Below are 20,408 nucleotides of genomic sequence, written 5' to 3'. Positions count from 1 at the left end.
CCAATAACCACGCCACTCGCCACCGTCGCGCTCCCGGCCCCGTCAACGGTCACGTCGGTACGACTCTTCCGATGTCGGCGGCCAAGCTACCTCCCGGTACGGCGGTTGGCCAAGTCCGGTGCGGGGTGAGGTGCTGCCAGGACCGGTCCGGGTCGGCCCCAGCAATCGACGTACCGGGGTGGCCTATCTAGGATAAGTCGTCAATGTTCCCCCCATCGGCAATCTCTTTTCCCCCGTAGTCAGCCGTTCTCGGTACGGCCCGCCCCGACCATTCCGACAACCCCCGGAATGCGCCGCATCGTCCGATGCGGACAGTGCTCCGCCCCGAACGCCGCGACAACCGGTCCGGGGCGGCCAGCGCGGCGTCGGGCGCCGACCCACGAGGACCGGTCGAGAGGAGCAACTCCATGCCATCAGCAGGTCCCGTGAGGATTCTCGGGGCGTACGCGCTGGGCCTGGCCCTGGTCGCGGTACCGTTACCGGCCCGCGCCGCCCCGGCCGCGCCGCCGCCGGGCATCGTCGTGCAGGACGGCATGACCCAGCCGGTCTTCTCCCTCGCCGACGCCATCGAGGAGCGGGTGTGGGTCGAGACCCCGCTCGACACCGACCACGACGGCCGGCGTGACCGGGTGGTGGTCGACATCTCCCGGCCCCGGGAGACCGACACCTCGGGGCTGCGGGTGCCGGTGATCCTGGAACACTCGCCGTACCGGAAGGACACCTGGGGCGACGTACCCTATCCGAGCGTCCTCGTCGACGACCTGCCGCAGAACTCGTCGACCGGCACGTCCGCCCGGCGGGCCGAGCAGGCCGGCGTCCTGCGGGCGCAGGCGAAGGCGAACCTGCCCGGCCAGCTCGACGACTACTACGTGCCGCGTGGCTACGCGGTGGTGCTGGGGCAGAGCGTCGGCACCGGCGACTCCGACGGCTGCCCGACCACCGGTGACTCGGCCGAGACGCTGGGCACCAAGGCGATCATCGACTGGCTGGGCGGGCGGGCCAGGGCCTACGACGCCAGCGGCGCACCGGTACGGGCCGGCTGGACCACCGGGGCGGTCGGGATGACCGGCGTCTCCTACAACGGGACCCTGCCGAACATGGTGGCGACGACCGGTGTCGAAGGGCTCAAGACCATCGTCCCGGTCGCCGCGATCAGCAACTGGTACGACTACTACCGGGCGAACGGCCTGGTGGTGGCGCCCGGCGGCTACCAGGGTGAGGACGCCGACATCCTCACCATGTACACCGCCGGGCGGGCTCGTTCCGAGGGGACCTGTGCCGACGAGATCGCCGAGATCGCCGAGGAACAGGACCGGGTCACCGGCGACTACACCAGGTTCTGGCGGGAGCGGGACTATCTGCCTGGGGCGCGCAAGGTCCGGGCCAGCGTCTTCGTCGTACACGGGCTCAACGACTGGAACGTGAAGACCGGGCAGTTCGCCGACTGGTGGGACCAGCTCGACCGGTACGGCGTGCCGCGCAAGCTCTGGCTGCACCAGGGGGGTCACGGCGGACCGGGCAGCGCCGCCACGGTGACGCTGCCGGACGGGCGGTCGTGGACCTACAAGCAGACCGAGAACCGCTGGTTCGACTACTGGCTGTGGGGCGTCGACAACGACATCATGGCCGAGCCGAGGGCGGTGTTGCAGCGCGAGGACCGGGTCTACACGACGTACCGGGACTGGCCGGACCCGGCCACCCGAGAGGTGTCGCTCGGGCTCTCGGCGAGCGACGCCACCGCGCCGGGCCGGCTGGTCGAACACGGCGGGCGGGGCCGCACCGTGCAGAGCATGGTCGACTCGGGGCGGACGATCACCCCGGCCGAACTGGTGGCGGGACCGGATGCCGCCAACCCGAACCGGCTCGTCTACACCTCCCCGGCACTGGGGCGGGACGTCCGGATCTCGGGGCGGCCGGAGCTGCGGGTACGGCTCTCCGTCGACAACCGGACGGCCGCGAACCTGACCGGCTACCTGGTCGACTACGGTCCGGTCGGCTCGACCGACGCGCCGGTGGTGGTCAGCCGGGGCTGGCTGGACCCGCAGAACCGCACCAGCGAGGCGCACGGCCGGCCACTCCGGCCGGGGCGCCTGGCGGACTACCGCTGGACGATGGAGCCGAAGGACTACGTGTTCCGCTCCGGGCACCGGCTCGGTCTGGTGATCTTCTCCAGTGACCAGGACTACACGCTGCTGCCGCTGCCCGGTACCCGGTTGACGGTGCTGCCGGCGTCGAGCACCCTGACCCTGCCGGTGGTGGGCGGCCGGGGCGCGCTGGACTTCTGAGCGCGCCGCCGCAGGGCGCAGGACCGGCCCGGAACAGATCACGGGCCCCGGACGCCGTTGGCGTCCGGGGCCCGTCGGCCGGGGCGGACGTACCCCGGGCGGGTCGGAACAGGTCAGGACCGGCGGGTCAGAACTTGACGTCCACCAGGTCGACCACGAAGACGAGGGTGGCGCCCGGCTTGATCCGGTTGCCGACACCCTGGTTGCCGTAGCCGAGCTGCGGTGGGATCACCAGCTTGCGCCGGCCGCCGACCCGCATCCCGAGTACGCCCCGGTCCCAACCCTCGATGACCTTGCCGCCACCGACGGGGAAGCTGAACGGCGAGCCGCGGTTCCACGACGAGTCGAACTCGTCGCCGGTGTCGAACGAGACGCCGACGTAGTGCACCACGGCCCATTGGCCCGGCTGGACCTCCTGGCCCGTGCCGATCGTAATGTCCTCGATGACAAGGTCTGGCGGCGGCGGACCGTCGACCAGACCCACGGTGGGCTTTTCCATCCGGGTACCTTAACGCCGGCCCGGGATCGTGATCACTTCCCCGCCGGGAGTGTCGCGGCAGGTGAGCGCCACAACCGCCGCCGTGGCACGGATCGGCGACCCGTGGCCGGGGGGAACAGCGGCCTGTCTCGATGTCCGCGGGCTCCTCGACCGGGCTCCGATCGGTACGCTGAGGATCTGGAAACCGGTGCGGACACCAGGCTCGCCGGTACGGGCTGGCCCGTACGGGTGGCCGGGCGAGCCGGGGCGGCGAAGACACCGAGCTGGCGGAGTGTGACGGTGACACGACCGGACTGGGCGCCCGACGACATCGATACCGACCGGCCCAGCGCCTCGCGGATCTACGACGTGTGGCTCGGCGGCTCGCACAACTTCGAGGTCGACCGGGAGATCGCCCGGAAGACCGTGCTGGCCTGGCCCGACGCGGTCCGCTACGCCCGGGCCAACCGCGCCTTCCTGGGTCGGGCGGTACGGTTCCTCGCCGGGCAGGGCGTCCGGCAGTTCCTGGACATCGGCTCCGGCATCCCGACCGCGAACAACGTGCACGAGGTCGCCCGACAGCTCGACCCGGAGGCCCGGGTGGTCTACGTGGACATCGATCCGGTCGCGGTGGCACACAGTCGGGCGATCCTGGCCGGCGACGACCGTACCGCCGTACTCCAGGCAAACCTGCGGCGGCCGCAGGACATCCTCGACCAGGTCCGCGACGGCGGCCTGCTCGACCTGGCCCGACCGACCGCGCTGCTGCTGGTCGCGCTGCTGCACTTCGTACCCGACTCCGACGACCCGCACGGGGCGATCGCGCGGTTGACCGAGGGGATGCCGTCGGGCAGCTACCTGGTGGTGACCCAGGGCGCGCACGGGGCCAGCGAGGAGTCCGACGAGGAGATCAAGGAACTCTACCGGCGTACTCCGACGCCGCTGACCGCCCGGGACCGGGCCGGGACCGAGCGGTTCTTCACCGGCTTCGAACTGGTGGAGCCGGGCCTGGTGAACCTGCCGGACTGGCGTCCGGATCCGTCCGAGACGGTCGACGACCGCTACCGGGGCGCCCTCGTCTACGCCGGAGTGGGACGCAAGCGGTGACCCGGCCCGGCGGTGCGGTGGTTCGGCCGGCCCGGTGAACCGGACGTACCGCACCGGACGGGTGTCGCCCCGGACGGGTGTCGCCCCGGACGGGTGTCGCCCCGGACGGGTGTCGGCGGGGACGGGTGTCGGCGGGGACGGAAAAACCGGTTGATGCGGTCCCGACCTGCTGAGCTAGGGTGGGCGGGTGTCTGGCACCTTCCACGCCCTGATCCGCGGGTCCCTGACCGGGACGTGCACCGCCGACTGGGCGCCCCAGCTCCTGATCCGCCCTCGGGCCGGCCGCTCTGCCCTGGTCGGCTGAGCGCGGGAGCACCTGGGTTCGATCGCCGACGCCGCTGACGCGGCGCCGTCGAACGCCGGTCCCATCCTTTTGCGGTTTGTGACGTGCCGCGACGCCGTCGGCGTCCGTGCCGTCCTGTGACGCCGTTCGCGTGTGGTGCGCTGTCCAGGGTCATCCGAGTCCTGATCACTTCCGGACAGGTCGTGGCGATCGCGCCCGCCTGCCCACGAACCGGCCCGGAGCGTCCGGGCGGGAGGACACGGCTGTGCCGCACCATCATCCGAATCGAGAAAACCGTCCGCACGCCCACCGGACGAACCCGCCGACCCGCCGGCAACCCGACCGGCCCACCCGACCGGCGGTGCCGCGTACTGGGCAGGACCGGTCGCGCCGGGTCCTCGGGCAGAACTTCCTCCGCGACGAGCGGACCATCGGGCAGATCGTCGCGTCGGCCCGCCCGGACCCGACCGGGCTGATCCTGGAGGTCGGCGCGGGGCAGGGGGCGCTGACCAGGGAGCTGGTCCGGCGGTGTCGCCGGGTCGTCGCGTACGAGATCGACCCGGCGCTGGTCGCCCGGCTCGGCGAGGAGTTCCGCGCCGAGCCGGGACTCCGGCTCGTACACGGAGACTTCGTCGCCGCCGTGCCGCCGACCGAGCCGTTCGCGGTGGTCGGCAACATCCCGTACGCCTCGACGAGCCGGATCGTCGACTGGTGCCTGGACGCCCCACGGCTGACCAGTGCCACCCTGGTCACCCAGCTCGAGTACGCCCGGAAGCGCTGCGGCGACTACGGCCGGTGGACGCTGCGGACCGTGCAGACCTGGCCGTGGATCAACTGGCGGCTGGCCGGCCGGATCCCCCGGGAGCGGTTCCGGCCGATGCCCCGGGTGGACTCCGGCATCCTGCGCCTGGAGCGCCGGGCGGTGGGTCTGCTGCCGGGACGTCAGCTCGCCGCCTACGAACGGTTCGTCGCGCTCGGCTTCGGCGGGGTGGGCGGCTCGCTGCGGGCCTCGTTGCACCGTGGCTACCCGGCCCGCCAGGTCGACGCCGCGCTGCGGGCCAACCGGGTGCCGGCCGACATCCTGGTCGGGTACGTCTGGCCGGAGCAGTGGATCTCCCTCTTCCAGGCGATCCATTCGAGCCGACGGTGAGGTGACGCGCAGGACGACGACGTACTCCGGTCGGCCCGGCGCTGTCGCGGCGCCGGCCGCCGGACCCGGCGCGGTGCCTACCCGCGCGGTGCCTACCCGCGGTGCCGGCCCGCCGTCGGGTCCGTCAGTCGAGGCAGCGTACGTGCACGGCGATGTGCTGGGGTTCGGCGCCGACATCCCGGTGCAGCACCTCGAGTTCCACCCGGTGCCGGTCGGTGGAGACGGGGTCGTCGGCCGCACCGGCGAGGCAGCTCGGATAGCTGCCCTCGCCGTGCAGCGTGCCGCCCGCGTCCTGCCAGCCGTCGGCAATCACGGTGTAGACGGTGTCACCGTGCAGCGGGTCGGGCACGGCGCCGTCCCGTTCGAGGACGAACAGCCTGGTCCGGTCGTTCGACCAGGTCACCGTGCCGGTGACCATCTCCGACCGGGCGGTGTGCGGGTCGTCGGCGAGCTTCGCCGCCGTGAGACCGATCAGCACTCCGATCGTGACGAGGACCAGCGGGAGCGCGACCCGGACGAGGGCCCGGCGAGTCCGGCCGGCCGCGACACCGCGCACCGGATCGGCGGAAGCTGCTGCCATGCGAGCAAGGTACGCGACCGGCGCGGGACCGTGCGGTCGTCGGATGCGGTTGCGGTGACCATGGTGAGGCGTCCACCGGGGTACGGCCCGAGGCGGCGCGACCACGGCCGCCGCGCCTCCACCGGCGCTCGACGGGTCAGTAGGTGATGAAGCCGTACAGGGCCAGGTGGTTCGACCTGGTACCGGCCACCGTGTGGTCGACGGCCGACGGCTGCACACTGCCCCGGACGAAGAGGTAATCGATCTTGCTGGAGCCGCTGGTGGCCCTGGAACCGTAGCCGGTCATGCCGTAACCGCTCAACGTCGACGCCGGGATGCCGGTCCGGTTCGCGTCGATGCCGACCACCCGGATCGTCGAGGCGTTCATCAGGCTGGTGGCGTCCGCCCCGATGTGGATGCCGGTGCCACCGATGCCGGTGTAGCCGGCCCCGGCGCAGGCGTTCTGCCGGTTCTCCTGCGGCAGGTGCATGGTGGCGGCGAAGACGGTGGTGCCGGTCGCCTTGATGGTGAACCTCGCCGCGATGGCGCTGGTCCGCTTCCACTTGTGGTAGTCGGTGCTGTCCGGGTCGCTGTTCGGCGGCTTGTAGAGCGTGCACCCGGCACCGTTGGCGTACGCCGTCCCGGGCCGCAGCCAGCCGGCACTCCAGTATTTCGAGACGTCGCCGGAGGCGAGGCTCAGGGTCCGGGTGTTGTAGAGGATGCCGTTGGTCTGCTTCTTCTTCAGGTCACCGAGCGACTGGGAGCTGCACTTGTGGGTGCTACCCCACGGCTCCGGGTCGCTCCAGGCCACGATCGCCCGGTAGGTGCCGGCCGGATAGCCGAACTTGGCCGAGAGCTGGTCCGCGTACGCCTCCGCCTGCCCGGTACCCCGGACCTGCTGCACGATCAGCAGGTCCGGTGCCGCCACACCGGCGGTACCCGTCCGGCCGCTGTCGTCGACGAGGATCGAGGTGAGATGGTCCGGACCGGAGATCCGGGTGCAGGTGCCGTCGGCGTTGTTCACCACGAGGTTCTCGATGTTGTTGTTGTAGACCCGCAGCACCCGCTCGGCCGCCACGGCGCCGTCACCGACCGCCATCCGGGTGTCGCCGGCCGTGGGCCGGGTGTCGCCGTCGCGCGCCGACGCGTCCCCCGTCGGGATCGCGACCAGCGCGACGGCCGTGAGCAGGGTGGCGGCGGTCCGGGTCGACCGGCGTGCGGCGGTGGCCATGGCGGGCTCCTGTCCGGGTGGCGTTCCGACGGGGTACCGGCGCGCACCGGTGGCCGGGACTCTACCGCGACCGCACCGTCCTCAGGGGAGCGTGCCGCACCCCGCCGACCAACCGGTGTGGCGGGGGCGGATTGACCGTCCCGTCGGGCTATCCGCCGCCCCCGGCCCCGGAGGCGTGCGCCGGATTCAGGCCGAGCCCGTCGAGCGCGTGGGCGAGGCGGGCGTTCTCGGCCCGGAGGAAGTCGCCGAATCCCGCGCCGTCGAGGTACGCGTCGGTCCAGCCGTACTTGGTCAGCACCGTCCGCCACTCTGCCGAGGCGTGCAACCGGGCGACCATCTCGCGCATGGCCGCCACGTCCCCGCCGTCCAGTCCGGGCGGCGCGACGATGCCCCGCCAGTTGGTGAAGACGACGTCGACACCGCGCTCCCGCAGGGTCGGCGCCTCGGTGCCGGCGAGCCGGAACTCGCTGGTGACGGCGAGTACCCGGAGCTGGCCGGAGGCGATCTGGTCGGCGTACTCGCTGCGACCGGAGACGCCGAAGTCGACCTGGTGGTCGAGGATCGCGGCGAGCAGGTCGCCGCCCCCGTCGAACTGCCGGTAGCTCACCTGTCGGGGCGGGATGCCGACCGCCTCCGCGATCAGCATCGGGGCGAGATGGTCCGGCCCACCGGCGGACGAGCCGCCGCCCACCGGTACGCCCGCCGGGTCGGCCCGCCAGGCCGCAATCAGCCCGTCGATGTCCCGGTACGGCGAGTCCCGGGTCACCACCACGATCGCCGGCTCCTCGATGAGCCGGGCGATCGGCGTGGTGTCCTGGAGCGTGAACCGGGCCCCGGAGGCGTACTGGCTGCCGACCACGCCGAGTCCCATCAGCATCATCAGGTCCGGGTTGCCCCGCTCGTAGCCGAGCCGTCGGAGCCCGACGACGCCACCGCCGCCGGGCAGGTTGAAGACCTCCACCGCCCGGGCGATCCCGGCGTCGGCCAGGGACTTGGCGGCGGTGCGCGCGGTCACGTCGTAGCCGCTCCCCGGTGGGTTCGGGACGAGCAGGCGCAATTCGGCGGCGCCGTCCGCGAGGCGCCCCGCGCAGCCGGAGACGACGATCAGCACGACCGCGAGACCAGCGGCGACCGAGCCGACCAGCCGCCTCGCCACCGTCCCGCTCATCACCGCATACCTCGCCACCGCACACCTCCGCACCGGATACCTCGTCGTCCGACCCCTCGTACCGTCCCTCCGCCGATCCTGGCCGCCCGACGCCCGGTTGTCACCACCCGTGACGGGTCCGGTCCGCCGGTTGACGTCGGGGCTGGTCAGGTGAGAACTTCCCGGTTGCCCGGCGCCGCGACCGGGTGTCGTCGCGGGGCAGGCGACCGTGCCGGTACCGGACCGGCGCGACGAACCGGACGAGGAGGAGCGATGCGGCAGCGGATGTCCCTGGCCGGTCAGTTCCTGCTGTTGCAGCTCGGCATCGTCCTGCTGGTCGTCTGCACGGTGGCGGCCGTCTCGATCGCCGAGTCCGACGCGGCGTTCCGCCGGGACGAGGGCTCCCGGCTGCGCTCGGTGGGGGAGAACGCGGCGATCAACCGGACCGTACGGATGGGGATCGGCGACCCGCACGGCCAGGAGGCGCTGGCGGCGGTGGCGGAGAGCGCGCGGGCGGTCTCCGGCGCGACGTACGTGCTGATCGCCGACGCCACCGGCAAGCTCGTCACCGGCCCGGACGCCGGATCGCCGATGGTGCTCGGCAGCAGCGACGGCCTCACCGGCCGGTCCTGGGTCGGTGTGGTCGACGACGGCTCCAAGGCGCTCGTCGCGCACGTGCCGGTCCTAGACGAGCGGGACGGCCGCTTCCTCGGCCTGATCGTGGTCGGCCAGACCTATCCGACGCTGCCCGAGCAGCTCGCGGCCGGCCTCACCAACCTGCTCACCTATCTGCTGCTCGGCGGGGTGCTCGGGGTGGCCGGGTCGCTGCTGCTGGCCCGGCGGGTGAAGCGACAGACGCTGGGGCTGGAGCCGCGCGAGATCACCGGTCTGGTCGAGCACCGGGAGGCGATGCTGCACGGCATCAAGGAGGGCGTGCTCGGCACCGACACCGCCGACCGGGTGACCCTGGTCAACGACGAGGCGGTCCGGCTGCTCGGGCTGGCGGCGCTGCCGGTCGGCCGGTCGCTGCACGCCGAGCCGATGGAGCCCCGGCTGCGGGACGTACTCACCGGCAGGGTCACCGGGGTCGACCAGATCGTCCTGAGCGACGACCGGGTACTGGTGCTCAACCGCCGGCCGGTGCTGGTCCGGGGGCGCCGGGTCGGCTCGGTGACCACGTTGCGGGACCGGACCGAGCTGACCGCGCTCCGCCGCGAGCTGGACGCGAGCCGGCAGACCACCGAGGCGCTGCGGGCGCAGGCACACGAGTTCTCCAACCGGCTGCACACCATCGCCGGGCTGATCGAGCTCGGCGAGCACGACGAGGTGATCCGGTACGTCAACCGGGCCAGTCAGGTGCACGAGAAGCTGAACCGGGACGTCACCGAGCTGGTCCGGGATCCGGCGCTGGCCGCGCTGCTGATCGCCAAGGCCAGTCTCGCCGCCGAGCAGGGTGTCCGGCTGGCGGTCTCGCCGGAGTCGGATCTGCCGGCGGTCGACGAGCAGCTCGCCGCCGATCTGGTCACGGTGGTCGGCAACCTGGTCGACAACGCGCTGGACGCGGCCGGCTCCGGTGGCCGGGTGGAGGTCGTCCTCGCCCGGGTCGACACCGAGGTCGTGGTCCGGGTCGGCGACTCCGGTCCGGGGGTACCGCCGGAGCGGGTCGAGGAGGTCTTCCGGCAGGGTTACAGCACCAAGGACCCGGCCCGGGGGCACCACGGGCTGGGGTTGGCACTGGTCCGGCTGATCTGCCAGCGCCGGGGCGGCAGCGTCGAGGTCGACGGCGCATCGTTCCGGGCCCGGCTGCCGCTGCCCGCCACCGGCCGGGCCGGGCTGCCACTGGCCGCCGCCGGCCGGGATCCGGCTCGGCCCGCCGTCGGCCGCGATCCGGTCCCGTCGGCCACCGGTGCGGATCCGGTCCCGTCGGTCGACGAGCCGGCCGGGGACACCGGGCCGCCGGCCGGCGGCCCGGTCCGGGACGGCGCGCTGCCCGGGAGGGCGCCGACATGATCCGGGTACTGGTGGTGGACGACGACTTCATGGTCGCCCGGGTGCAGCGGGGCTTCGTCGAGCGGACGCCCGGCTTCACCGTCGTCGGGGTGGCGCACAACGGCGCGGAAGCGCTCGACGCGGTGCACCGGCTCCGCCCCGACCTGGTACTGCTCGACATCTACCTGCCGGATCTCTCCGGGCTGGAGGTGCTTCGTCGGCTGCGCGAGGGCGAGGTGGTGGTGGACGTACTCGCGGTGACGGCGGCCCGGGACGTCGACACGATCCGGACCGCCCTGCGCGGCGGGGTCGTGCACTATCTGATCAAGCCGTTCGGCTCGGACGCGCTGCGCGACCGGCTGGAGCGGTACGCCGCCGCCCAGCAGCGGCTGGCCGGTTCCGGAGAGGTCGGCCAGGAGGACGTCGACCGGCTCTTCGTCGCGCTCCGGCCGGCCCCGGTCGAGTTGCCGAAGGGGCTGACCCAGCCGACCGCCGACCTGGTCGCCACGGCACTGCGGTCGACCGACGGCGATCTCTCCGCCACGGAGTGCGCGGATCGGGTCGGGCTGTCCCGGGTCAGCACCCGCCGCTACCTGGAGCACTTCGTCGGGGCCGGCAAGGCCGGGGTGAGCCTGCGGTACGGCTCCGCCGGCCGACCGGAGCGCCGCTACCGGTGGACCGGCGGAACCTGACCGACCCTGCCGGCCCGCCGGAACCCGACGGGGGGCCTGCCCGGCCGGCGGAACCCGACCGGGCGTGCCTAGTCGTCCTCGCCGAAGGTGAGCCGCCGTGCCGTGGCGGGCCGGCCGCGCAGCCGGGCGACGATCCGGGGCAGGAACGGCACCAGCACCGCCAGCACGACCAGTCCGAGGAGTACGGCGGTGAGTGGCCGGGTGACGAAGACGCTCAGGTCCCCGTTGGAGAGCACCAGCGTGCGACGGAACTGCAACTCCATCATCGGACCGAGGATGGCACCGAGGATCACCGGTGCGATCGGGAACTCGAAGTGCCGCATGAAGAACCCGACCACCCCGATCCCGTACGCGATCAGCACCTGGGTCACGCTGCTGGTGGCCGCGTAGACGCCGAGGGTGGCGAAGACCAGGATGCCGGCGTAGAGGATCGGCCGGGGGATCTGGAGCACCTTCACCCAGAGCCGGATCAGCGGCAGGTTCAGCGCCAGCAGCAGTACGTTGCCGACGTAGAGCGAGGCGATCAGCGCCCAGACCAGTTCCGGGGACTTGTCGAAGAGCTGCGGTCCCGGCTGCACGTTGAAGATCTGGAACGCCGCCAGCATCACCGCCGCCGTCGCCGAGGTGGGGATGCCGAGGGTGAGCAGCGGGACGAGTACCCCGGAGAAGGCCGCGTTGTTCGCCGCCTCCGGCCCGGCGACCCCCTCGATCGCCCCCTTGCCGAACTCGGCCCGGTTCTTCGCCCGGCGCCGCTCGTAGGTGTAGGAGAGGAAGGTCGGGATGTCGGCGCCGCCGGACGGCAGGGCGCCGAACGGGAAGCCGACGGCGGTGCCGCGCAGCCAGGGTCGCCACGACCGGGCCCAGTCCTGCCGGCTCAGCCAGCCGAAGCCGCCCCGGGCCGGTTCCAGCGGGGTGACCCGGTCGGGGAGTTGTCCCAGCCGGCTCGCGACGTAGAGCGTCTCGCCGATGGCGAAGAGGCCGACGATGATCACCACGACGTCGATGCCGTCGAGCAGTTCCAGGGTGCCGAAGCTGAACCGGGCCTGCCCGGTGAGTTCGTCGAGTCCGACCAGGCCGAGCAGGAGGCCGAGGCAGAGCGAGATGAGGCCACGGATCAGCGAGCGGCCGACCAGGGCGGTGACCGCGACCATCGCCAGCAGGGCCAGCGCGAAATAGTCCGCCGCGCGGAACTCGACGGCGAGCGCGGCCACCGGCTTGGCGAAGAGGGTCAGCAGCAGCGTCGAGATGGTGCCGGCGACGAACGAGCCGATCGCCGCGGTCGCCAGCGCCGCCCTGGCCCGGCCGCGCCGGGCCATCTGGTACCCCTCGATCGCGGTCGCCACCGAGGCGGACTCGCCCGGGGTGTTCAGCAGGATCGAGGTGGTGGAGCCGCCGTACATGGCGCCGTAGTAGATGCCGGCGAACATGATGAACGTGCCGATCGGGTCGTCCAGGTTGAACGTGACCGGCAGCAGCAGGGCGATGGTCAGGGCCGGGCCGATCCCGGGCAGTACCCCGACGAAGGTGCCGAGCGTGACGCCGATCGCCGCGTAGAGCAGGTACTGCGGTTCGAGGACGGTGCCGAAGCCGCCGAGCAGGTCGCCGAAGACGTTCACAGCGGCAACACCCCGGCCGGCAGCGCGATGTCGAGTCCCCGGGTGAAGCCGTAGTAGACGCCGACCACGAGCGGCACCGCGACCGCGACGTCGCGGACCCAGCGCCGGCTGCCGAGGATCCGGGCGCACGCCACGAAGAAGAGCGCCGAGGCGAGTACGAAGCCGGCCGGGTCGAGCAGCAGCACATAGCCGAGCAGTGCCACGCAGAGCAGGGCCGGGGAGCGCCAGCGTACGGGCGGCGCCGGCTCCTCCACCGGCCCGGCGGTGGAGGTGTCGGCGTCGTCGGTGGAACTGTTCGGATCGTCGGTGGAGCTGGTCGGATCGGTGGGGGAGTGGGCCGGGTCGTCGGCGCCGGGTGGCTCGGCGGGGGACGGCGTCCGGAACTGGCCGACCAGGTACCAGCCGGCCAGCACCACCCAGCCACTCGTCACCACCAGCGGGGCCAGCCACGGTCCGGCGACCGAGTAGTCGCCGTCGGCGGCCCGGTACGCCGTCCAGAGCAGGAACAGCCCGCCGGCCAGCAGTACGGAGCCGAGGATCCGGGCTCCCCGACGGGTCGGGACGGGGGCGGCCGGCTCGACCACCCCCGTCCGGTTCGGCGACTCCGAGGGCATCAGCCGGCCAGTCCGATCTCGGTGAGCACGTCGGTGATCCGCTTGCTCTCCTGCGTGAAGAACGCCTCCGCCTCCGCGCCGCTGCGGTAGAAGTCGTCCCACTTCTGCGCGGCCAGGGTCTGCTTCCACTGCTCCGAGGCGTGCAGCCTGTCGACGAGTTCGATGATGGCGGCCCGCTCGCCGTCCTTGATCCCCGGTGCGGCGACGAGTCCGCGCCAGTTCATCAGCTCGACGTCGTACCCGGATTCCTTGATCGTCGGGGTGGGCTTGCCGGCGCCGACGTCGATGGCGGTGGCGCCGGAGACGGCGAGGGCGCGGACCTGGCCGCCGCCGACCAGGTCGGCGTACTCGCTGGCGCCGGAGACCGCCGCGGTCAGGTCGCCGGAGAGCAGCGCGGCCTTCGACTCGCCGCCGCCGGAGTAGGCGACGTACTTCATCGCCTTCGGGTCCGCGCCGGCCGCCTTGGCGAGCAGCCCGACGAGGATCTGGTCGGTGCCACCGGCGGAGCCGCCACCCCAGTTGATCGACCCGGGATTCGCCTTGGCGTCGGTCATCAACTGTTGCAGGGTGGTGTACTTCGAGTTCGCCGGTACGACGATGACCTCCTGCTCGGCGGTGAGCGTGGCGATCGGGGTGGTCTGCCCGAGGTTCACCGGGGACTTGTTGGTCAGCACGCCGCCGATCATCACCAGGCCGGTCACCATGAGGTGGTGCGCGTCGCCCCTGTTCTTGGTGACCAACTGGGACAGTCCGAGCGTGCCGCCCGCACCGGTCACGTTGGTCACCTCGACCGATTCGGTGACCAGCTTGCCGTCGGTCAGCGTCTTCTGCAGGGCCCGGGCGGTGCTGTCCCAGCCTCCACCGGGTGCGGCCGGCGCCATCAACTGGATCGTCCGGGTCGGATACTTCACCGCCGAGGCGTCGCCGTCCCCGGCACCGTTCTGGCCACAGCCGGCTGCCGCGAGTGCGATCAGCGCTACGCAGGCGAGCGCCGCGACCCGCCGCCGGCCGCCCGTACCCGAGCCGGGGGCGCCGGGCGGGCGGGAGCCGCCCCGGAGCCGGCCGGGCGCGTTCCGAACGTCTGTCATCGGTCTCTCCTCGACGGACGAAGCTGTTGCCGCAGCGTTACCGCTGGGTTGCGTAGATGGTTCCGTCCGAGGTGACGGCCGTCACGGTTACGGTCATGGAGTTCGTTGTGGTCTTTGTGGTCACCGGCCCGCGCGCCGCGGAGCGCCGGCCCGGTTGGCGGCGCCTAGCGGTCGGCGTCGATATCTGGTAGGAATTCTTCAAACATCGCGGCTGCGGGTAAGGATTTCTCCAGGAGGCTCGGATGAAGAGAACCGTGGCGGGCCTGACCGGCCTCGCCGCCGTGGTCGCCGGCTCGACGATGGCGGTCCTGCCGGCCCGGGCCGGCCTCGCCGACGACCCGGCCGCGCCGGAGCGCAGCCGCACGGTGAGCTACCAGGGCTACCGGGTCACCGTGCCGCAGAGCTGGCAGGTCGTCGACCTCGCCGCCCGGCCGCACGCCTGCGTCCGGTTCGACCGCCCGGCCGTCTACCTCGGCCGTCCGGGCGACCAGGCCGAGTGCCCGGCCCGACTCGTCGGGCGGACCGCCGGGCTACTGCTCGAACCGGTCGACGCCGACTCGGCGCAGCGGCTGCCGACCGCTGGCGCCACCACCGCACCCGGCGCGGCGACCGTCGCCGCGCCGCCGTCCCGGGACGACGCGATCCAGATCGCGGTCCGGGACGCGGGCGTATTCGTCACGGCCGTGCACACCCCGCTGACCGAGGGCCTCGTCCGACGGATTCTGGCCGGCGCGACCCTCGGACCGGACGCGGTACCGCTGTCGCCGTCCGCCCTCGGGGCGCTGACCCGACCCGCCGCCCCGGTCGCCCCGCTGGCGGCGGCCGGCCCGCAACCCGGCACCTTCCTCGGCCGGGGCTTCGACACCTGCACCGCGCCGTCCCAGTCCACGATGAACACCTGGCGGGCCAGCTCGCCGTACCGGGCCGTCGGGATCTACATCAGCGGGGCCAGCCGCTCCTGTGCCCAGCCCAACCTGACCGCGACCTGGGTGACCAACCAGACGAACAACGGTTGGCGACTGATCCCCATCGAACTCGACCGCCAGGCCCCCTGCGGCACCCGGACGCCGAAGATGTCCGCCGACCCGGCCACGGCACGTTCCCAGGGCGCCAGCCGGGCGACCAGCGCGGTGAACGCCGCACAGGCCCTCGGCATCCTCGCCGGCAGCACGATCTACAACGACATCGAGCACTACCCGTCGAACGCGTCGTGCCGGGCCGCCGTGCTGTCGTATCTCTCCGGCTGGACGGAACGGCTGCACGCCCTCGGCTACCTCTCCGGGATGTACTCCAGCGGCTCGTCCGGGGTCGCGGACCTGTGCGGCGCGTACAACGACCCGGCCTACACCCGGGTGGACCAGCTCTGGTTCGCCTGGTGGAACGACGCGGCGAACGTCGACGCCGGCCCGTACTGCCCGGCGGAGTACTACGCGAACCACCAACGGCTGCACCAGTACACCGGTGACGTCTACGAAACCTGGGGCGGGGTGCAGATCAAGATCGACCGCAACTACCTCGACGTCTCGACCGACGGGGGTGGTGGCCAGCCGCCGGCCTGGAGCAGCATCGTCGACAACGGTACCGCCGGCCGGTTCACCGCGAGCGCCAGCTGGGGCACGTCCGCCTACTCGGGCCAGCGGTACGGCGCCGACTACCGCTTCGCCGACCCGGTGGCAGCCAGCGACGTCGCCTGGTACCGGGTGAACGTGCCGGAGACCGCCAGTTACGAGGTCTCGGTCTGGTACGCGGCCAACCCCGACTACAACGACTCCACGCCGTTCATCGTCGCCACCACCGGCGGCAACCAGACGGTACGGGTGAACCAGCGCCTCACCGGTGGCCAGTGGGTGTCACTCGGCGTCTTCGCGCTGGCCGCCGGTGACGCGGACCGGGTGGGCGTGAGCCGGTGGACCGGCGGTACCGGCTACGTCATCGCCGACGCGGTCCGGGTCACCCGGGTCTGAGCCGCCGGCCGGCGGCTCCGGTCAGGGGCGCTCACCCACGCCGGTGCCGGCCTCGGCGAGCCGGCCACCGGTGAGCCGGGGCGTCAGCGGTGCCGTCGGCATCCCGGCGGTGCTGCGCAGTCCGTGCAGGAACTCCTCGATCGCCTCCCGGGCGCTGTGTCGTGGCGTCCAGCCGAGTTCGGTCCTGGCCCGGGTGATGTCCATGATCGGCACTCGGAGCACCGCGTCGAGCAGGTGCGGGGAGGCCGGCACCAGATGCAGGTGCCAGGCGAGCGCGAGCGCGGCGCGGACCGGCCCGGAGGGCAGCCGTACCCGCCGGGCCCGCAGGATGTCGGCGAGCAGCCGGCCGTCGACGACCGGCTCGGCGGCCACGTTGAAGGCGCCGCGCACGTCGCGCAGCACCGCCAGCCGGTACGCCTCGGCGGCGTCCGCCGAGTGCAGGGCCTGGAACCGCAGGCCGGGCAGGTCGGGGAGGAGCGGTACGGTCCCCGGCCGCACCAGCCGGCCCGGCAGCAGCGGGCCGGTGAAGAGTCGACGTTGCTGGCTGGCGGACTCACGCTTGAAGATGAACCCGGGCCGCAGTCGTACCACCCGCATCTGCGGGTGCCGGTGCTCGAAGGCGTCGAGAGCACGCTCCAGGTACGCCTTCTCCCGGGTGTACCCGGCGATCGGCCAGCCGTCGGTCGGCCAGCTCTCGTCCACCGGCCGGTCCTTCGGCCCCGGCGAGTACGCGCCGACCGACGAGGCGTAGACCAGTGCCGGTACGCCGGCCCGGGCCGCCGCGGCGAAGACCCGGCGCCCGCCGACGACGTTGACCCGCCAGGTGGTCAGCGGCCGGTGGGTGGGTTGGAAGAGCCAGGCGAGGTGCACCACGACGTCGGCACCGTCGAAGACCTCGACGAGGTCGGCGCTGACGATGTCCGCCTCGGCCCACTCGGTCTTCGGGGGCCGCCACCGGGGTGGCCGGCGGGCCACTCCGACGATCGTGCCGACCGCCGGGTCCCGGCCGAGCGCCTCGACGAGACTCGTTCCGACGTTGCCGGTCGCGCCGACCACCACCACCCGCAGGCCGGAGCCGGTGCCACCCCCCGCCGCCGTCACCGGTCGGTCCCGTCGTGCCGCTCGCTTGCGCCGGGCCGGTGGTCCGGGGCGGTCTGGTCGTGCCGGTCGGTTGGGCCGTCGGCGGCCACCCGAACGCTCATGGCGACAGCCGTTCCCGCCGATCGCCGCGCCAAACGTCGATCACGCCGACAAATCCGGGTACCCGGTGTCCCGCCGGTGTCGGGCCGGTGTCCGGCCGCCGGCCGGGCCCCCCGGTCCAGGCCGCCGGTGCGACCTACGTCTACCTGCGTCAATCAATCCCCGACGGGGCCGCCCGGCACGCGTTGACAGTACCGACCCGGCCAGTAACATAGACGTAAATCAATCGATGGTGATACGCCGGCATCCCCGCCGGGGTTCCGCCCGGCCGCTCCGGCGACCGGTGCGGCTCGCGCTCGCCGCCGGGCGGGCGAATCCCGGTCCCCGCCGTCCAGCACACCGCCTGCCGGGGTCCACGTTCCCCGTCGATTCACCCACCATCGTTCGGAGGACCAGCAATGCGCCTACATCGTCCCCGGTCCCGGCTGTGGTCAGCCGTGACCGTGGCAGCCGTGGCCGCCGCCGGCGGCACGGCCATCACCATCGCCGGGCCCGCGGTGGCCGCCGCCGGTTGCGGCGTCACCTACACGGTCGGCTCCCAATGGCAGGGCGGCTTCACCGCGACGGTCACCGTCAACAACGTCGGGGACCCGATCAGTTCCTGGACGCTCACCTGGAGCTACGACGCCGGCCAGCGGATCACCCAGGCCTGGAACGCCACCGCGACGCAGAGCGGCAGTCAGGTCACCGTCCGCAACGCCACCTACAACGGCAGCATTGCCACCGGAGCCAGCGTCTCGTTCGGCTTCAACGGGTCCTGGAACGGGAGCAACCCGGCGCCGACCAGCTTCGCGGTGAACGGCACCACCTGCACCGGAGCCCCCGGTCCCAACCCGACGACCGGGCCGACGAGCCAGCCGACGAACCCGCCGACGACCCAGCCCAGCACGCCGCCGAGCACGGCACCGCCCGGCAACCCGACCTGGGGCAGCGCGCTGCCCCCGGCGAGCGCCGAGCGGAGCCGGGCGTACGAGCTGATCGCCACCGCCAACGAGAAGGGGTACCTGCCGAGGTCCGGCGAGTGCTCCGTCGACATCCACGCCCGCTACTGGACGTACGGCCCCGACGGGAAGGTCTATCCGACCTGGCACCCGACCCGGGACCCCAGTGGCTGCAACTTCGGTCACGAACACGGCGACGACCCTCGGCCGTCCGACCTCTACAGCACGGTGGGCTGGCCGGCCTTCGGCTACACCAGCGAGGTGATGCTGGACAGCATGCCCGAGCACAGTCACCGGCACGAGGACCACGTCGGGCACAAGGTCCTGACGGTCAACAACGTCAACGTGATCCAGGGTGACAACGGCACCAGCTTCTTCCCGCCGCAGGGCACCACGATCGCGACCTGCGACACCCTGCTCAAGTTCCACCAGGGCACCCACTCGCCGGACGCGTTCAGCAACAACGTCCACGAACTGCTCTTCAACCAGCGCTGCACCGCGAGCAACGGTGGCCAGGTCACCGAGGCGCGGTACAACGCGATGATCCCGCTCGGCCGGGCCGGGGGATTCAGCCCCAGCGAATGCCCGGGCTTCGGTGGTGCGTTCATCAACGTCGCGCCCGCGGTGCCGGCGGACTCGCCGTCGGACACCCGCTCGCTGGGTCGGCTGATCACCGAGCCGGGCTGCGTGCAGGCGATCCGGGAGGGCCGTACCCACAACGACCCGCTCTATCCCAACCCGGTGCCGTTCACCGTCTCCGACATGGACGACTTCTGGTTCTCCGACTTCCAGGTGACGGGTTCCGGGCTGAACTTCCGGCTCGCGCCGCTGTTCTACGTGGTCAACCCGTCGCGCTACTACGACCCGACCAAGCCGAACAACCTGGGCCGGATCGTGGACCTGTGCTACACCAACCTCGCCGGTGGTGACTACTGCAACCAGGCGCGCCAGGCCGGGCAGAACCTCGCCTGGGACGACCCGCGCTCGCCGTTCAAGGGCACCCTGCGGGAGTTCCGGCCGGGCACCTTCCAGGTGCAGAACAGCAGCGGCTCGACCACGGTCTACACCGACGTGTACGGCCGCAACGCCTCCAGCACACCGTTCACCGGCTCCATCCGGCAGTACTTCTCCGGTAACCAGTCCTCCACCATGTACGTCCGTGGTGCTACCAGGGACTGGGCCGCCAACGGGGTGCACGCCCCGAACTGACGGCAGCGACCGGTGGTCCGGGCCCGCGGCGGATCCGTCCGTCGCGGGCCCGGCCCGCACCGACCGACGGTCCGGTCAGGACTGCCGGATCGCCTCGCCGGCTATCTCGATCCGTACGCTCTTGCCGACGAGTACCCCGCCGCTCTCCAGGGCCACGTTCCAGACCAGCCCGTACTCCTCGCGTTCGATCTCGGTGGAGGCGCTGAACCCGAAGATGTCCTGGCCGTACGGGTCGCGCCGGGCGCCACCGAACTCGACCTGGAGGTCGACGGGTCGGGTGATCCCCTTGATGGTCAGCTCTCCGGTGAGCACGAACCGGCCCGACGTCTTCTCGACCTGTTCCGGTACGGCGACCTCGCTGCGCCGGCCCGGGCGCTGGCTCCGCAACCGGGCCCAGTAGAAGATCGAGTCGTTGCGGTCCGGCCGCCACCTGATCCCGGTACTGCGGTATTCGAGCGTGGGATACCGCGCCACGTCGAGGAAGTCGGGGCTGCTCAGGTGGGCGTCCCGGTCGGCGTTGCCGGTACCGATGCTGGCCGATCTGATCGTCGCGGTCACCGAGGAGGACAACGGATCCGGCTCGACGAGGATCTGCGCGGTCGCCTCGCCGAACTCACCGCGTACCGGGCTCACCATCATGTGCCGGGCGAGGAAGCCGACCCGCTTGTGCGCGGGGTCGAGGAGATATGTCCCGGGCGCCGGAATCGTCATGCCCTGCCAGGAGCGTGTGGCGGAACCGGTCATGCTGGTACTTTCCCCCCGGACGGCTGCTGTGCGGCGCGGTGATCTTTCCGCTAACCGATTCCACAGAGTAGTCAGAGGGCCGACGAGGCATCCCTGACCTGGGCAGCGTCC

16 protein-coding genes are annotated in these 20,408 nt (G+C 72.3%); 7 read left to right on the top strand and 9 right to left on the bottom strand.

From position 1 onward, the window contains the following. The first annotated feature begins 425 nt into the window (after positions 1 to 425). Positions 426 to 2,285, top strand: a complete 1,860-nt coding sequence (locus C6W10_RS19645) for a Xaa-Pro dipeptidyl-peptidase (RefSeq protein ID WP_234361340.1) — start codon at positions 426 to 428, stop codon at positions 2,283 to 2,285. Between the two features lie 127 nt (positions 2,286 to 2,412). On the opposite strand, the gene C6W10_RS19640 is transcribed toward C6W10_RS19645, so the two are convergent. Then, the gene (locus C6W10_RS19640; RefSeq protein WP_101365836.1) at positions 2,413 to 2,784 is read right to left on the bottom strand and encodes an FKBP-type peptidyl-prolyl cis-trans isomerase; all 372 of its coding nucleotides are present in this window, start codon (positions 2,782 to 2,784) and stop codon (positions 2,413 to 2,415) included. 279 nt (positions 2,785 to 3,063) lie between these two features. Between C6W10_RS19640 and C6W10_RS19635 the strand changes: the two genes are divergently transcribed. Both C6W10_RS19635 and erm read left to right on the top strand, forming a co-directional pair. Continuing rightward, positions 3,064 to 3,870, top strand: a complete 807-nt coding sequence (locus C6W10_RS19635; RefSeq protein ID WP_107264110.1) for an SAM-dependent methyltransferase — start codon at positions 3,064 to 3,066, stop codon at positions 3,868 to 3,870. A gap of 644 nt (positions 3,871 to 4,514) precedes the next feature. Next, positions 4,515 to 5,303 (top strand): ErmE/ErmH/ErmO/ErmR family 23S rRNA (adenine(2058)-N(6))-methyltransferase, encoded by a 789-nt coding sequence (gene erm, locus C6W10_RS19630; protein WP_107259369.1) that lies wholly within the window; start codon positions 4,515 to 4,517, stop codon positions 5,301 to 5,303. 124 nt (positions 5,304 to 5,427) lie between these two features. Here erm and C6W10_RS19625 read toward each other — a convergent pair whose 3' ends face one another. The 3 genes from C6W10_RS19625 to C6W10_RS19615 all read right to left on the bottom strand — a co-directional run bounded on the left by C6W10_RS19625 (position 5,428) and on the right by C6W10_RS19615 (position 8,261). Beyond that, complete coding sequence (locus tag C6W10_RS19625; protein WP_159104654.1) at positions 5,428 to 5,883, bottom strand: hypothetical protein; 456 nt, start codon at positions 5,881 to 5,883, stop codon at positions 5,428 to 5,430. 136 nt (positions 5,884 to 6,019) lie between these two features. Further along, entirely contained in the window at positions 6,020 to 7,093 is a 1,074-nt protein-coding gene (locus C6W10_RS19620) for a hypothetical protein (RefSeq protein ID WP_199853689.1), read from the bottom strand. 148 nt (positions 7,094 to 7,241) lie between these two features. Beyond that, complete coding sequence (locus C6W10_RS19615) at positions 7,242 to 8,261, bottom strand: tripartite tricarboxylate transporter substrate binding protein (protein WP_107259365.1); 1,020 nt, start codon at positions 8,259 to 8,261, stop codon at positions 7,242 to 7,244. Between the two features lie 252 nt (positions 8,262 to 8,513). Between C6W10_RS19615 and C6W10_RS19610 the strand changes: the two genes are divergently transcribed. Then, positions 8,514 to 10,250, top strand: a complete 1,737-nt coding sequence (locus C6W10_RS19610; protein WP_199853688.1) for an ATP-binding protein — start codon at positions 8,514 to 8,516, stop codon at positions 10,248 to 10,250. Next, the gene (locus C6W10_RS19605) at positions 10,247 to 10,921 is read left to right on the top strand and encodes a response regulator (protein WP_107259363.1); all 675 of its coding nucleotides are present in this window, start codon (positions 10,247 to 10,249) and stop codon (positions 10,919 to 10,921) included. The genes C6W10_RS19610 and C6W10_RS19605 overlap by 4 nt, the downstream gene beginning before the upstream one ends. Positions 10,922 to 10,989: 68 nt before the next feature. Here the strand turns inward: C6W10_RS19605 and C6W10_RS19600 are convergent, their stop codons facing one another. The 3 genes from C6W10_RS19600 to C6W10_RS19590 are packed head-to-tail and all read right to left on the bottom strand — an operon-like array spanning position 10,990 to position 14,239. Then, positions 10,990 to 12,537, bottom strand: a complete 1,548-nt coding sequence (locus C6W10_RS19600; protein ID WP_107259361.1) for a tripartite tricarboxylate transporter permease — start codon at positions 12,535 to 12,537, stop codon at positions 10,990 to 10,992. Continuing rightward, the gene (locus C6W10_RS19595; protein WP_107259360.1) at positions 12,534 to 13,151 is read right to left on the bottom strand and encodes a tripartite tricarboxylate transporter TctB family protein; all 618 of its coding nucleotides are present in this window, start codon (positions 13,149 to 13,151) and stop codon (positions 12,534 to 12,536) included. Before C6W10_RS19595 ends, C6W10_RS19600 begins: the two co-directional genes overlap by 4 nt. Next, entirely contained in the window at positions 13,151 to 14,239 is a 1,089-nt protein-coding gene (locus C6W10_RS19590; RefSeq protein WP_107259358.1) for a tripartite tricarboxylate transporter substrate binding protein, read from the bottom strand. Before C6W10_RS19590 ends, C6W10_RS19595 begins: the two co-directional genes overlap by 1 nt. 242 nt (positions 14,240 to 14,481) lie before the next feature. Here C6W10_RS19590 and C6W10_RS19585 point away from each other — a divergent pair, with 242 nt between their 5' ends. Beyond that, the gene (locus C6W10_RS19585; RefSeq protein ID WP_107259357.1) at positions 14,482 to 16,203 is read left to right on the top strand and encodes a glycoside hydrolase domain-containing protein; all 1,722 of its coding nucleotides are present in this window, start codon (positions 14,482 to 14,484) and stop codon (positions 16,201 to 16,203) included. A gap of 21 nt (positions 16,204 to 16,224) precedes the next feature. Here the strand turns inward: C6W10_RS19585 and C6W10_RS19580 are convergent, their stop codons facing one another. Further along, on the bottom strand, positions 16,225 to 17,304 hold the full coding sequence (locus C6W10_RS19580) for an NAD-dependent epimerase/dehydratase family protein (RefSeq protein ID WP_234359272.1): 1,080 nt from the start codon (positions 17,302 to 17,304) through the stop codon (positions 16,225 to 16,227). A 536-nt stretch (positions 17,305 to 17,840) separates the two neighbouring features. On the opposite strand from C6W10_RS19580, the gene C6W10_RS19575 reads away from it, so the two are divergent. Continuing rightward, entirely contained in the window at positions 17,841 to 19,553 is a 1,713-nt protein-coding gene (locus C6W10_RS19575; RefSeq protein ID WP_369936594.1) for a cellulose-binding domain-containing protein, read from the top strand. A gap of 75 nt (positions 19,554 to 19,628) precedes the next feature. Here C6W10_RS19575 and C6W10_RS19570 read toward each other — a convergent pair whose 3' ends face one another. Beyond that, positions 19,629 to 20,297 (bottom strand): YceI family protein, encoded by a 669-nt coding sequence (locus C6W10_RS19570; protein ID WP_107259354.1) that lies wholly within the window; start codon positions 20,295 to 20,297, stop codon positions 19,629 to 19,631. Positions 20,298 to 20,408: the final 111 nt, after the last annotated feature.

The sequence above is a fragment of the Plantactinospora sp. BB1 genome (assembly GCF_003030385.1).
GTDB lineage: Bacteria > Actinomycetota > Actinomycetes > Mycobacteriales > Micromonosporaceae > Plantactinospora.
This window is presented reverse-complemented; position numbering and strand designations above follow the sequence as displayed.